Raw genomic sequence first — 13,134 nt, forward strand, 5'->3', positions numbered from 1 at the left:
GTCCGAAGAATCTGAAAATTTTCCAATTATTCAAGAAAATTTACATCAATCTTTAACACACCGACAAGAATTCCCTAAGTTGGTGTAATTTGTGGAGAATTCCATATCCACAAAATTGTATCTTAATCTTATTTTTTCAGCACGCCCCTCTTCTATTAATCGTGCTGACCACCAACCACCTTCCCTACCTAGAAGACTGAAATCTCCCAGTGAATGTCTAACACCACCTGGTCGAGCAGCGAACCTTGTCTTGTCACTTTCTGGAGAATTGTTGTCAAGTATATCGGATTTTTGCCAATTAGCATGGCCCGATTCCCTCAATCTCATACCTGCAAAATCTCCAGCACTCTGAATTAATGTTATCCAATCATCTTGTGTTGGGATATGCCATCCAGTAGGGCACAATTTCTTAGTGTCCACAGCATACCAATTGTATAGAGCGCCGTAGGTATTCGCATAAGTAATGGAATCATTACCATACCATGCGTACGCACCTGATTTGTTATTAAACCAATTAAGATTTATAATTTCGTGGAGAATCTCCTGTCCGTCATTGTATTTTGTTGTTTTTAGATTTTCTGCCATCCACCATTGAGCACCAATCTTTACTGTTTTATATACATTTCCTTCTATATCCTGAAGAGTTCCTGTTTGAATTACCGGTGCTTCAGTTTCTTGATTCTCATTACTACTTGAACAGGAAATTATTAAGAGGTAAATGATTATTAGTATCCTTTGGTTGTGCATAAATTATTTGTTTTATTTTTTTGTTAAAAATTGGTGCTGTTGTATGCTCAATGTGCCTCCAACCAATTATCCCCAATGCCAACTTCAACATCCAATGGAACAGCCAATTTATAGGCGTTCTCCATTTCAGATTTGATAAGCGCTTTTACCTCTTCCAATTCGGGCTTGTACGCATCAAATACCAGTTCATCATGCACCTGCAACAACATTTTGGTTTTAAACCCACCTTCGGATAGCTTTTTATGGATATTGATCATGGCGATTTTGATAATGTCAGCCGCACTACCTTGAATGGGGGCATTAACGGCATTTCGCTCGGCTGCGCCCCGAACCACTTGATTCCCTGCATTAATATCCTTCAAATAGCGACGACGACCCAAAACGGTTTGAACGTAGCCATTATCGCGGGCAAAGTCGACCTGCTCACCCATATAGTTCCTCAGTTTGGGGTAGGTCTTGTAATAGGTCTCAATAAGCTCTTTGGCCTCAGTTCTACTTAAGTCCGTTTGATTGCTCAATCCAAAGGCTGAAACGCCATAAATAATTCCAAAGTTTACAGTTTTGGCGTTGCCACGCTGCTCCCGGGTCACTTCATCAATTGGTACATTAAAAACCTTGGAGGCGGTAGAAGCATGGATATCCTCTCCATTTTTAAAAGCCTCTATCATAGTATCTTCTTCGCTCAATGCTGCTATAATACGAAGCTCAATTTGGGAATAATCCGCCGCCAATAAGGTGTAATTCCCGTCTCTGGGAATGAAGGCCTTTCGTACTTGACGTCCCCGTTCTGTTCGGATAGGGATGTTTTGCAAATTCGGATTATTGCTACTCAATCGCCCTGTGGCGGCCACGGTCTGCATATAGTCGGTATGGACACGTCCACTATGTTGTTGTACTTCATTGGGTAGGGCATCCACATAGGTGCTCTTTAGCTTGCTAAGTCCCCTAAAATCCAATACATTTTGAATTATTTCGTGATCCTTGGCCAAGTAGGAGAGCACGTCCTCCGCAGTGGAGTATTGCCCTGTTTTGGTCTTTTTGGGTTTGTCTACGAGCTTTAGCTTATCAAACAAAATCTCACCCAATTGTTTGGGAGAAGCAATATTGAATTCCTGACCCGCTGCATCGTAGATTTTCTGCTCCAAGGATTTTATATCTCCATCAAGCTCAGTGGAAAGACCATTCAAAAATCCTTTATCCAAATTGATGCCTTCAGTCTCCATGTCCGCCAATACGCGTAGCAATGGAACCTCTATATTTTGAAAAAGCTCATCGGTTTTGGCCTCTGCGAGCTCAGGTCTAAAATGTTGTGAGAGTTGTAATGTAATATCGGCATCCTCAGAAGCATATTCGGTTTGTTTTTCCAAAGGAACCTGCCGCATACTCAATTGGTTTTTACCTTTCTTGCCAATAAGTTCCGTAATCGAAACCGGAGTATAGTTTAGATAGGTCTCTGCCAAAACATCCATATTGTGGCGCATATCTGGATTGATAAGGTAATGTGCCAGCATGGTATCAAAAAGTTGACCCTTGACCTCAATGCCGTAGTTTTTCATCACTTTGATGTCATACTTCAGGTTCTGACCTACCTTTTCAATGTTTTCCGATTCAAAGAAAGGTCGAAGCTCTTCCAAAATTTCGGTAACGGCTTCTTTCTCTTCAGGAATGGGGACATAAAAGCCCTTTTTGGCTTCCCAACTAAAGGCAATACCAACAAGTTCTGCTTCCAGTGGATTTATAGAGGTGGTCTCCGTATCAAAACACACCGAAGTTTGCTGCATCAGTTTTTCCATAAAAAGCTTTAGCCCAAGACCGGGTTGAATGCTCTGATATAAATGGGAAACATCTGAAACGGTATTTCTGCTATTGACATCCTTTATGGTTGCCGGTGCATCGGCAGGGTTCCCACCAAACAGACTGAATTGACCACTGCCAGCAGCTTGGGGTTTTTCAACTGCTTTTGGAGTTTTGGTATCTGAAGATGGTTCCTCGGGCTCCTCCGAGAAAATTTTGATGAACTGTTCCTTCAATCGTCTAAATTCGAGCTCCTCAAAAATCTGTTGTACTTTAACGCCATCGGGTTCAGACATTTCGTAGTCGTCGGCTTTGAAGGTAACGTCGCAGTCTATTTTAATTTCTGCCAGCTTTCTGGAAAGTCGACCCAATTCGGCATTTTGTTCCACCTTCTCCTTCATTTTACCCTTTAACTGATCCGTATTGGCCAAAAGCCCTTCCATGGAACCGAAATCCGCTAGGAATTTTTTAGCAGTTTTATCTCCAACTCCTGGTAGGCCGGGAATATTGTCGCTGGCATCACCCATCATTCCCAAATAATCAATGACCTGTTCCGGGCGTTCCACACCGAATCGTTTTTGCACTTCTGGAATGCCCCAAATTTCAATTCCGTTGCCCATCCGAGCCGGACGGTACATAAAAATGTTCTCAGAGACCAATTGACCGAAATCTTTGTCAGGAGTGACCATGAAAACTTTATAATCTTCTTTTTCGGCCTGTTTGGCCAAAGTGCCGATAATGTCATCTGCTTCGTAACCCTCGAGTTCCACGACCGGGATTTGCATTGCTTTTAAAATATCTTGGATATAGGGTACTGCAATGCGAATGGCATCTGGAGTTTCATCTCGATTGGCCTTGTATTCTTCAAAAAGTTCGGTGCGTTCCACACTACCTCCCTTATCAAAGCATACCGCCAAATGGTCCGGTTTTTCGCGTTTGATCACATCAAAAAGAGAATTTACAAACCCCATAATAGCAGAGGTGTCCATTCCTTTGGAATTGATACGGGGATTCTTGATCAAGGCATAGTATCCTCTAAATATCAAGGCATAGGCATCAAGAAGAAAAAGTCGTTTCTGGTCAGACATAATTGTATTGTCAGTTAAAATTTTTTCGATTGAAGAATCTTAAAAGTAGAAAAAAGAATCAAGTTGTCGCTACTTTAAAAAGCAGACATTTTATTCTTTTTGATAAAAACTTTCAACCTGTTTGTTTTCATGGCCGTTTTCAGAATATTCCCGATACGTAAACCCGGGATGCACGCAATACCCTCCGGTTTCCCCCTGTTTGTTGATGGCCAAAAAACCAATCTGGAAATCCTTGCGGCCTTCGTTCTTTTTCATGATACGTTTTACCCCTTCTTCGCAAGCTTCCTGTGGACTTTTTCCTTGACGCATCAACTCAACAATTAAAAAACTGCCCACGGTCCGGATGACTTCCTCGCCAACCCCGGTTGCCGTGGCACCACCAACCTCATTATCAACATAAAGTCCCGCGCCAATAATGGGGGAGTCGCCGACACGTCCAGCAACTTTGTAGGCCATTCCACTTGTGGTACAGGCACCAGCAATGTCGCCATTTTTATCAATGGCCAACATTCCTATGGTGTCATGGTTCTCAATATTGATTGTGGTCTCATATTTGGAATTTTTCTTCCATTTTTCATATTGTTTGCGAGTGCTTTCGGTAAGTAGATCTGTTTTTTTAAAGCCTTGTTCGTAGGCAAATTGCTCGGCTCCCTTTCCAGCAAGTATGATGTGGGGAGTCTCTTCCATAACCTTTCTTGCCACGGAAACCGGATGCTCAATGTTTTGTAAATAGACCACGGAGCCACAATTCCCATCTTTGTCCATGATGCAGGCATCCAAGGTCACGTTGCCATCACGGTCAGGTCTTCCGCCTTTGCCAACAGTTTCGTTGGTAACATCCGCCTCTTCTACCATAACACCTTGCTCAACGGCATCCAATGCATTTCCATCACTTTTAAGAACTTCCCAGGCTTTGGCTGTGGCGTTTTTAAAGTTCCAAGTGCAAATGGCAATGGGTTTTGTAACTGAAGTGATAATTGCTGCATTTTCAGGTTTACTTTCGGTCTTGCACGAAGCCAAAACAGGTGCGGACATGAGTCCGGCCGTAGTAAGCCCTGATTTTTTAAGAAATTTGCGTCTTTGCATGATTTGGATGTTTATTTTTAGTCCCGCTAAAGATAGCAATATGCTTGTAGAAGTTTGTGCCAACTCATTGGAATCTGCCCTAGTCGCGCAAGAAGCTGGGGCTGACCGAATTGAGCTTTGTAGTGAGTTGGGAGTAGGGGGCGTGAGCCCTTCCCATGGACTGATTGAGATGGTACGAAATAAATTGAATATTCCCATTCATGTTTTGATCAGGCCTCGAAGTGGTCATTTTACCTATACAGATTTGGAATTTGAGGTGATGCTAAAGGATATAGCCTTTTGTAAACAAGTGGGAGTGGATGGAATTGTTTCTGGGGTATTGCTGACTGATAGCAGTTTGGATGAGCGGAGAACAGCGATATTGATTGAAGCATCGAGACCAATGAAGTTTGCCTTCCATCGCGCGTTCGATTGGGTTCCACATCCTGAAGAGACACTTCAACAATTGGAAAAATTGGGTGCGGATTATGTTTTGACATCAGGCCTACAAACATCGGCGGAAGAAGGATTGGATTTACTTGATAAATTAAATTCAATTTCAAAAAGCACCCTTGTAATGGCAGGTGGGGGTGTACGACTTGATAATTGCGAAAAATTTAAAACCGCTGGGTTGAAAGCCATTCATTTTTCGGGAAGTTCGTTCGGTAATGAAATTGACCTTACCGATAAAATCCCGATGAATTCGGCCTCCCATTTGCGGGAAGACCAAATCGCTGTAACAAATTTGGACAAGGTTCGTCAAATTGTACGCAGCGTTAAATAATCCCTAAATGATTCAGTTCCAGAACTAAAGAAATATCTTTGTAAAAAAGCAATTGCATGCCCCGGTTTTTAATCATTCTATCCATCATTTATATTATTTCGGCCATTTATGGCTATCAGGGGTTTAAAACCCTTTTTAAAAATGTCTGGCTTCACTGGGCCTATGGATTACTCTTTTTGGCTGCTTTGGCCAATTTCATCATTCGCGTATTGACCTATACTCCGGGAGATGGGATACGGGGTCAAATTGCCAATGCTGGCGGAATTTTCTTTGCCTTTTTGTTGTTGGGGGTCGGATTGGGAATCTTTTTATTGTTGGAGGATGTAGTTCGATTGTTTGTGTTTGGATACAACAAAATTGCCGGCCTTTCCGAAACGCAGACCCAATTTTTTCCTTCACGACGAAAATTCATCAGCGGGATTGCCTTAAGTATAGCGGCCCTACCATTTGGTGCATTGCTTTATGGAATGTACAAGGGCAAATACAACTATAAGGTACTAAAGTATCAGCTTGAGTTTGACGATTTACCAGAAGCTTTTGACGGATATAAGATTACCCAAATTTCCGATGTGCACAGCGGTAGTTTTGACAACAGAAAAAAGGTTGCCTACGGCATTGATCTGATCAATCAACAGCAAAGTGATGTTATCCTCTTTACGGGTGATATGGTAAATGACAAAGCCAAGGAAATGGAGCCTTGGGCGGATTTGTTCCGAACACTGGTAGCTAAAGATGGAAAGTATTCCATATTGGGGAACCATGATTATGGGGATTATACCCAGTGGGAATCCGATGAGGCGAAAGCCCAAAATCTGGTCGATTTGAAGAACATGCAAAAAGAAATGGGCTTCGATCTGTTACTGGATACGCACCGTTACTTGGAAAAAGACGGTCAAAGAATTGCGCTTTTAGGAGTAGAAAATTGGGGTCGCGGGGGATTCAAAAAAGCGGGTGACCTTGAGAAAGCCAAAACCGGAATTTCCAAAGACGACTTTAAAATATTGATGAGTCATGATCCTTCCCATTGGGAAGATGTGGTGATTCATGACGATTATCACTTTCAATTGACACTTAGTGGCCACACCCATGGCATGCAGTTCGGCGTTGAGATTCCGGGATGGGTAAAATGGAGTCCCGTAAAATGGCGTTACAAGTATTGGGCCGGGGTATACGAAGAACTGGGCCAGTACATCAATGTGAACCGCGGATTTGGGTTTATTGGTTATCCAGGGCGTGTAGGGATTTGGCCTGAAATCACGGTAATTACCCTTAAAAAGAAAGGTTTAACCTAAATTTAACTCCATTCCCTTCCTTATAAAATGCGACTTCAATAAGATTTTAACAAATTTTCTTACTTTTGGTTGGTAAACCGAGTAAGTATACATGTCTAAATTTGGTGAACTTATTGATGTAAAGGTGCCGGTGTTGCTGGACTTTTATGCAGAATGGAACGATCAATCCACTTCTATGCATCCTGTGTTGCGTGATGTTGCGGCCGCACTTGGTGATAAAGGAAAAGTGATCAAAATCGATGTCGACAAAAACAAAGAGCTGTCCCAAGCGCTCCGAATCAAGGGGTTACCTACCTTGATGATCTACAAAAAAGGAGAAATGGTTTGGAGACAGAGCGGAGAACAAGATGCCAATACCTTAATTGGCATTCTGAACGAATATATCTAGGCCGACCTTCTACATTTCAGCTTATTCTTGGGCAACTGATGAATCTTGGACCGATTCAATGGTGTCCAATGGAATCGAATCTTCCATATCCGGATCTGGTAAGGCAGGTTCTTCAACCGCCTCTTCTGGATCCCCTACAAATTGTGAGAACTTGTCAATGTACTCGTTGAAGATTACCGTTTCCGATTCGGCCAATTCCCTATCCTGATTTTCGATAAGGATGTCAATGGTCCTTCGATAGGCCTGCATGTCCGCCAGAATATCATCGATATTATCATATTGCTCATCCAGGGGAGCTCCAGAATAATACTCCAATCGTTCTTGATAGACCTTTTTCAGCTTCTCGAAAAGTTCCCTTGCTTTTTCGGTTTCACCTACTTTATAGTAACCATCAACAAAAGGTTCGACAAAGGCATAGAAACCATATTTTTCAACGGGCATATTGGTCATTGCCGTGTCCAATACATCCTTGGCCTTGTCTATTTTGTTTTCATCTATCAATGTTTCCGTCAAACGGGCAAGATTGCTTCTGAACGACAAACCTTGGGAACGTGTTTGGGGGTCATGGTAAATTTTATCACTTGATGAATTACCCCATTCCCATTTCTTCACGATATCGTACATGAGGTCGGTATCGATGCGGCCCATTTCAAAGGAGTTTCTATTTTCGGTCTTAATAGGGACCAATTTATAGATCAGTCCGTCCAATTGAAGGTAATCCTTCATCCAAATGTACTCTGCGCTATCAAAACTTCCGCCTGAAAAATATATCGGTCTTTCCCAATCGTTGTTGGCGATTAGGTCCAACATCAGGATCCTATTTTTAGGTAGCGCACTTTTGGGAAGGTCAATATCAATGTAATCCACAATGAGGGCGGAGTCTTTTTCCTTGACCAATCCGCTTTCCAAAACGTTTTTCTTGTTGACCGGAATCCTGATCTTGTTGGTGGGGTAATAAATGATGTTCAAAGTGCCCTCGGGAACCTGACTGATATCGGCTCCTTGTTTCTCTAAAAGGTATTTGTATTTGGTCTGGGGTTTATCGCTCCCAATCCAATTCACAAAATCCTTAATATTCCACCTGTTTTCGGTTATTCCTTGATAATACACAGCGTCCCGTGAACCATATCGATATTTATCATGGGTCAATTGCGATGGAATCGGTTCACTTTCATAGGCTTTACGTTTCATTTGATCGATATACCAATCCGTGGCAAACAGGCTGGTATTGACAACGCGGACATCCGTACGGTGATTCTCAATTTCTTGAACGTACCATAATGGAAAGGTATCATTATCCCCAATGGTGAACAAAATGGCACCAGCATCTTCCTTGCATGAATCCAGATATGCCTTTGCGGTTGAATTTGCGGTATATCGACCCGAACGGTCATGGTCATCCCAATTTTGGAAAGCCATCAATAGCGGCACTGCCAACAGACAGATTGTTGTAATTGCCGGGGCAGCAATTTTTGCCGACAAAAATTTTCGGAACTCATCAAAAAGACCGTATACCCCGATACCTATCCAGATGCAAAAGATGTAAAAGGATCCCACAAGTGAATAGTCCCTTTCCCGTGGTTGGAAAACATACGGGTTCGTATAGAATTGAATGGCCAATCCGGTGAACATAAAAAAGACAAAGAGTACCCAAAAGTGTTTCGGGTTCTTGGAAATCTGGAAAACGATACCGATGATTCCCAAAAGTAGGGGAAGAAAGAAATAGGTGTTTCGACCTTTATTGTCCTCCCAATCACTGGGCAGATTCTTCTGGCTTCCTAAGCGGAGACTGTCAATAAATCCAATCCCACTGAGCCAATTTCCATTTTCATCGTATTTTCCCTGGATATCATTTTGGCGCCCGACAAAATTCCACATAAAGTAGCGCATGTACATATATCCGAACTGGAACTCAAAGAGATAGTTTAAATTTTGTCCCAAAGTAGGTGGTTCTACTTCGATATACTCTCCAAACTCCCTTAAAAATCTAATATACTGTTCGGCGTCGAGCTCGCCTTGGGCATAGGCATTTTTAAATTGTGCCACGGCTTCCCTAAGGTCATTGTTGGATATGTACTCCGATTTTATCTTGAACTCAAGCACACCGAAGTAGCGCATGTAATTTTCCGCATGTTGATCACTCCAAAGCCTTGGAAGGAAACCGACATGTTTCTCATGGGGCCCTTGTATGGCATTTTTGTAGTTATTGACTATAACATATTTACCCAATTTTTCATCTTTCTCGTATTTTGGGCGATCGTCGATATCTTCTCCGGCGGGAGCAAAGGTGTCCGAGTAGTAGGAGCCATAAAAAGGACTTTCTACCCCTGGGTACTGTTCCCTATTATAGTAAGCTAGCAGTGAACGTGCATCAGATGGGTCATTTTCATTTACGACGGTATCGGCATTGGCACGGATGGGCAACATCAACCATGACGAAAAACCAAGTAAGAGAAACATCAAACATAATACTATCAAGTTTCCAAAATGGAACCCATTTTTTCGGGTATAGCGAAGGGCAAAGTAAAAGGCGGCCACAAAAAGAAGCCCCATGATGATGGTTCCCGAATTGAATGGCAATCCTATACTATTGATAAAGAATACCTCGCTCCACCCAAACAATTTTAGGACGTAGGTCAACGAGAATTTATAGACCAACATCAATATGGTAACAACAACAATATTGGCCAGCAAAAAGTTCTGTATCGTAGTCGTTTTGTAAGTTTTGAAATAATACAGCAATCCAATGGAAGGGATGGCCAAAAAGCCCATAAATTGTATTCCGAAGGTAAGGCCGATAACAAAGCAAATGAGCAATAGCCATCGATGGCCCCTGGGGTCATCCAGATTATCTACCCATTTAAGTCCTAACCAAAGTAAAAGTGCCATGATCAAACTGGCCATGGCGTACACCTCGGTTTCGACGGCATTGAACCAAAAACTATCGGAAAAAGTAAACGCCAAAGCCCCTACAAGACCACTTCCCAAAATAGCAATTGCCTTGCTGTTTGAAATGGCTTTCTTCTTTGAAATCATCTTTCGGGTCAAGTTGGTGATGGTCCAAAAGGTAAAGAGCACCGCAAATGCACTTGAAACAATGGAAACCGCATTGACCATCAACGCAATTTTGGAGGTGTCACCAAAAGCGAATATTGAGAAGAAGGCGCCTATCATTTGCAAAAGGGGAGCACCTGGAGGATGGCCTACCTGTAATTTGGAGGAGGTGGTGATATATTCACCTGCATCCCAAAAACTTCCAGTGGGTTCCACGGTAAGGGCATAAACTACAAATGCAATGGTAAAAGAGACCCATCCCAATATGGTATCCCATTTTTTGAAGTCTTTTGCGAACATAAAAGCTGGTGTTTACCAAGTTGGGGCGAATTTAGTAAATATAGTAGAGACGACTGGTTAATTTTGGAAAACCTTTAACAACGGTACTTGCAAAAAATAAGTTTGGATTCTTGTCAAATTATTTGTCGAAACGAAAGTTTGTTTTAAATTTGCACCCTCTTATTGGTAGATGACCCATGGTGTAATTGGCAACACAGCTGGTTTTGGTCCAGTCGTTCTAGGTTCGAGTCCTAGTGGGTCAACAAAAAATCCATTAAAAATCCTGATTTCAAACGAAATCGGGATTTTTTGTTTAAGGTTATTTGGGTAATTTTCCTACCTAAACCAACAATTCCAAAAAAATGAACAATGCTACAAAAGCCATTTTGGCCATCTTTTTAACGCTGTTAACCTGGAGCTGTGCTGAAAGGGCCAAAAAAGAGGACCAGATTTCAAAAAAACCGAATATCATCTTTGTTTTGGCAGATGATCTGGGCTACGGAGATATATCAGCCTTCAACATCAACAGTAAAATAAAGACCCCGCATTTGGACCAGCTCGCCCATGAGGGAATGATGTTTACCGATGCGCATACTTCCTCGGCTGTTTGTACACCTACCAGATATGGAATTCTTACAGGAAGGTATAATTGGAGGAGCACCCTTAAGGAGGGGGTTTTGATCGGTGCTTCGAAGGCATTGATTCCAAAAACAAGGGCCACCGTGGCATCAATATTAAAGAAGAGTGGTTACCATACCGGTTTTATTGGAAAATGGCATTTAGGTTGGGATTGGGCATTGAAAAATCCAGAGTTGGAACCGACCACCGGGTGGCAGGACACCACTTTTGTCAATATCGATTATACCCAACCAGTAAAGAATACCCCGAACGACCTTGGGTTCGATTACGCTTACGGACACAGTGGGTCGTTGGATATGGCTCCCTATGTATATGTGGAAAATGGAATGGCAACAGAAATTCCAGATTCAACTACGGTGAATACAGGAAAATACTCATGGTGGAGAAAGGGTCCGACTTCCAAGGACTTTATCCACGAAGATGTGACCCCAAACTTCTTTAGAAGGGGAATTAAATATGTTGAAGAGCAGGCCGATAAGGAGAATCCATTTTTTCTCTATCTGGCCTTACCATCTCCCCATACACCCATTTTGCCAACAGAAGAATGGCAAGACAAAAGTGGTCTAAATCCATATGGGGATTTTATGATGATGGTCGATGATTATATGGGCAAATTAAATACTGCGGTAAAAAATGCGGGAATCGAGGAGAACACCATCATAATATTTACGAGTGACAACGGATGTTCCCCGGCCGCCAAGATTGAAGAACTGACTGAAAAGGGCCATTACCCAAGCTACTTGTTTAGAGGGCATAAGGCCGATATTTTCGAGGGAGGGCACCGTGTACCTTATATAGTAAAATGGCCAGAGCGGGTAAAAAGCGGTTCGACCACTCCACAAACGATATGTACCACCGATTTTGCGGCGACATGTGCGGCGATAGCGGGCTATGAACTAAAGGATAATGAAGCGGAGGACAGTTATAATATGTTGCCACTTTTAAATCAGCAACCGATTGAAGGTAACTTTAGGGAGGCCACGGTGCATCATTCCATTAACGGCAGTTTTGCCATCCGTAAAGGGGAATGGAAATTGATCATGTGTCCGGGTTCGGGTGGATGGAGTTTTCCTAGACCTAATAATAAGGAAGCCTTGGAAGGACTGCCCAGGGTACAATTATATAATCTAAAGAATGACCCGGCAGAATCGAATAACCTGCAGGCATCGAACGGGGAGAAAGTTGAAGAGCTTAAAAACCTACTGACAAAATATATTGAAGACGGACGAAGTACTCCGGGAATTGCGCAACAAAACGATGGGGAAGAAGCAGTGTGGAAACAGTTATGGTGGATGGAAAACGTTGACTAAAGTCAAGTGACATCTAACAAGTCCAGGTTCCTTTGCAATAAACTCAAATTTTATCGTATCTTTGCGCCACTGAACGGATATAAATGTATTCATGAGGGGACTTTTAGTCCCCTCTTTTATTAGTAAAACTTTATTTTTTGGAGCTTTTTTAGCGAGCAAATAAATAATAGGTTGAACTAATTCCGTCGAAGGACGGAATCTTTTTAAAAGTGATTTAAAAGGATGTTTTTATGTTAAAGGAGAGAGTAACGTCATTATTGAACAAGGCATTGGAAGAGCATCCATCCTTGTTTCTGATTGATTTTACCGTTGGAGGGGATAACACGATCCGTGTGGTTTTGGATGGCGATGAAGGCGTAAACCTTCAAGATTGCATGAATGTGAGCAGGGCCATAGAGCATAACCTCGATAGGGATGAAGAGGACTTTTCTTTGGAAGTGACCTCGGCAGGTGCCGCCTCGCCATTGCAATTGCCTCGTCAGTACAAAAAGAACATTGGAAGAAAATTAAAGGTGAGGACAGGTGAGGAAGAATTGGAAGGAAACCTGATCCAAGCCACGGAAGATAGCATTACTTTGGAGTGGAAGGCCCGTGAGCCCAAACCCGTAGGTAAAGGAAAAGTTACAGTTCAGAAAAAACGGGACATTCCCTTTTCTGAAATCCATGAAGCAAAAGTGATATTAAAATTTTAATT

At 42.3% G+C, this 13,134-nt stretch carries 9 protein-coding genes and 1 tRNA gene; 6 read left to right on the forward strand and 4 right to left on the reverse strand.

Annotated features, from left to right (window positions below; genetic code table 11):
* Positions 1 to 45: 45 nt before the first annotated feature.
* The 3 genes from ACULLH_RS05115 to ACULLH_RS05125 form a co-directional block, all read right to left on the reverse strand.
* Positions 46 to 747, reverse strand: a complete 702-nt coding sequence (locus tag ACULLH_RS05115; protein ID WP_454087645.1) for a fibrobacter succinogenes major paralogous domain-containing protein — start codon at positions 745 to 747, stop codon at positions 46 to 48.
* A gap of 47 nt (positions 748 to 794) precedes the next feature.
* Entirely contained in the window at positions 795 to 3,629 is a 2,835-nt protein-coding gene (polA, locus tag ACULLH_RS05120; RefSeq protein ID WP_454087646.1) for a DNA polymerase I, read from the reverse strand.
* A gap of 90 nt (positions 3,630 to 3,719) precedes the next feature.
* Positions 3,720 to 4,715: an isoaspartyl peptidase/L-asparaginase family protein gene (locus ACULLH_RS05125; protein ID WP_454087647.1), complete on the reverse strand. Its 996-nt coding sequence runs from the start codon at positions 4,713 to 4,715 to the stop codon at positions 3,720 to 3,722.
* A gap of 40 nt (positions 4,716 to 4,755) precedes the next feature.
* Between ACULLH_RS05125 and ACULLH_RS05130 the strand changes: the two genes are divergently transcribed.
* The 3 genes from ACULLH_RS05130 to ACULLH_RS05140 all read left to right on the forward strand — a co-directional run bounded on the left by ACULLH_RS05130 (position 4,756) and on the right by ACULLH_RS05140 (position 7,158).
* Positions 4,756 to 5,478 (forward strand): copper homeostasis protein CutC, encoded by a 723-nt coding sequence (locus ACULLH_RS05130; RefSeq protein WP_454087648.1) that lies wholly within the window; start codon positions 4,756 to 4,758, stop codon positions 5,476 to 5,478.
* Between the two features lie 56 nt (positions 5,479 to 5,534).
* Positions 5,535 to 6,770: a metallophosphoesterase gene (locus ACULLH_RS05135; RefSeq protein ID WP_454087649.1), complete on the forward strand. Its 1,236-nt coding sequence runs from the start codon at positions 5,535 to 5,537 to the stop codon at positions 6,768 to 6,770.
* 91 nt (positions 6,771 to 6,861) lie between these two features.
* On the forward strand, positions 6,862 to 7,158 hold the full coding sequence (locus ACULLH_RS05140; protein ID WP_136467482.1) for a thioredoxin family protein: 297 nt from the start codon (positions 6,862 to 6,864) through the stop codon (positions 7,156 to 7,158).
* Positions 7,159 to 7,179: 21 nt separating this feature from the next.
* Here the strand turns inward: ACULLH_RS05140 and ACULLH_RS05145 are convergent, their stop codons facing one another.
* A complete protein-coding gene (locus ACULLH_RS05145) occupies positions 7,180 to 10,512 on the reverse strand; it encodes a glycosyltransferase family 117 protein (RefSeq protein ID WP_454087650.1) in 3,333 nt (1,110 codons plus the stop codon).
* Positions 10,513 to 10,682: 170 nt separating this feature from the next.
* On the opposite strand from ACULLH_RS05145, the gene ACULLH_RS05150 reads away from it, so the two are divergent.
* The 3 genes from ACULLH_RS05150 to rimP all read left to right on the forward strand — a co-directional run bounded on the left by ACULLH_RS05150 (position 10,683) and on the right by rimP (position 13,132).
* Positions 10,683 to 10,754 (forward strand) — tRNA-Gln (locus ACULLH_RS05150).
* A gap of 99 nt (positions 10,755 to 10,853) precedes the next feature.
* On the forward strand, positions 10,854 to 12,440 hold the full coding sequence (locus ACULLH_RS05155; protein WP_454087651.1) for a sulfatase family protein: 1,587 nt from the start codon (positions 10,854 to 10,856) through the stop codon (positions 12,438 to 12,440).
* Positions 12,441 to 12,670: 230 nt separating this feature from the next.
* The gene (rimP, locus tag ACULLH_RS05160; protein ID WP_454087652.1) at positions 12,671 to 13,132 is read left to right on the forward strand and encodes a ribosome assembly cofactor RimP; all 462 of its coding nucleotides are present in this window, start codon (positions 12,671 to 12,673) and stop codon (positions 13,130 to 13,132) included.
* Positions 13,133 to 13,134: the final 2 nt, after the last annotated feature.

Source organism: Flagellimonas sp. 2504JD4-2, assembly GCF_053642935.1.

Bases quoted from the DNA above. Each gene is read 5' to 3' on its own strand.
- ACULLH_RS05115 (WP_454087645.1), bottom strand. From the start codon at position 747: ATGCACAACCAAAGGATACTAATAATCATTTACCTCTTAATAATTTCC.
- polA (WP_454087646.1), bottom strand. From the start codon at position 3,629: ATGTCTGACCAGAAACGACTTTTTCTTCTTGATGCCTATGCCTTGATA.
- ACULLH_RS05125 (WP_454087647.1), bottom strand. From the start codon at position 4,715: ATGCAAAGACGCAAATTTCTTAAAAAATCAGGGCTTACTACGGCCGGA.
- ACULLH_RS05130 (WP_454087648.1), top strand. From the start codon at position 4,756: ATGCTTGTAGAAGTTTGTGCCAACTCATTGGAATCTGCCCTAGTCGCG.
- ACULLH_RS05135 (WP_454087649.1), top strand. From the start codon at position 5,535: ATGCCCCGGTTTTTAATCATTCTATCCATCATTTATATTATTTCGGCC.
- ACULLH_RS05140 (WP_136467482.1), top strand. From the start codon at position 6,862: ATGTCTAAATTTGGTGAACTTATTGATGTAAAGGTGCCGGTGTTGCTG.
- ACULLH_RS05145 (WP_454087650.1), bottom strand. From the start codon at position 10,512: ATGTTCGCAAAAGACTTCAAAAAATGGGATACCATATTGGGATGGGTC.
- ACULLH_RS05155 (WP_454087651.1), top strand. From the start codon at position 10,854: ATGAACAATGCTACAAAAGCCATTTTGGCCATCTTTTTAACGCTGTTA.
- rimP (WP_454087652.1), top strand. From the start codon at position 12,671: ATGTTAAAGGAGAGAGTAACGTCATTATTGAACAAGGCATTGGAAGAG.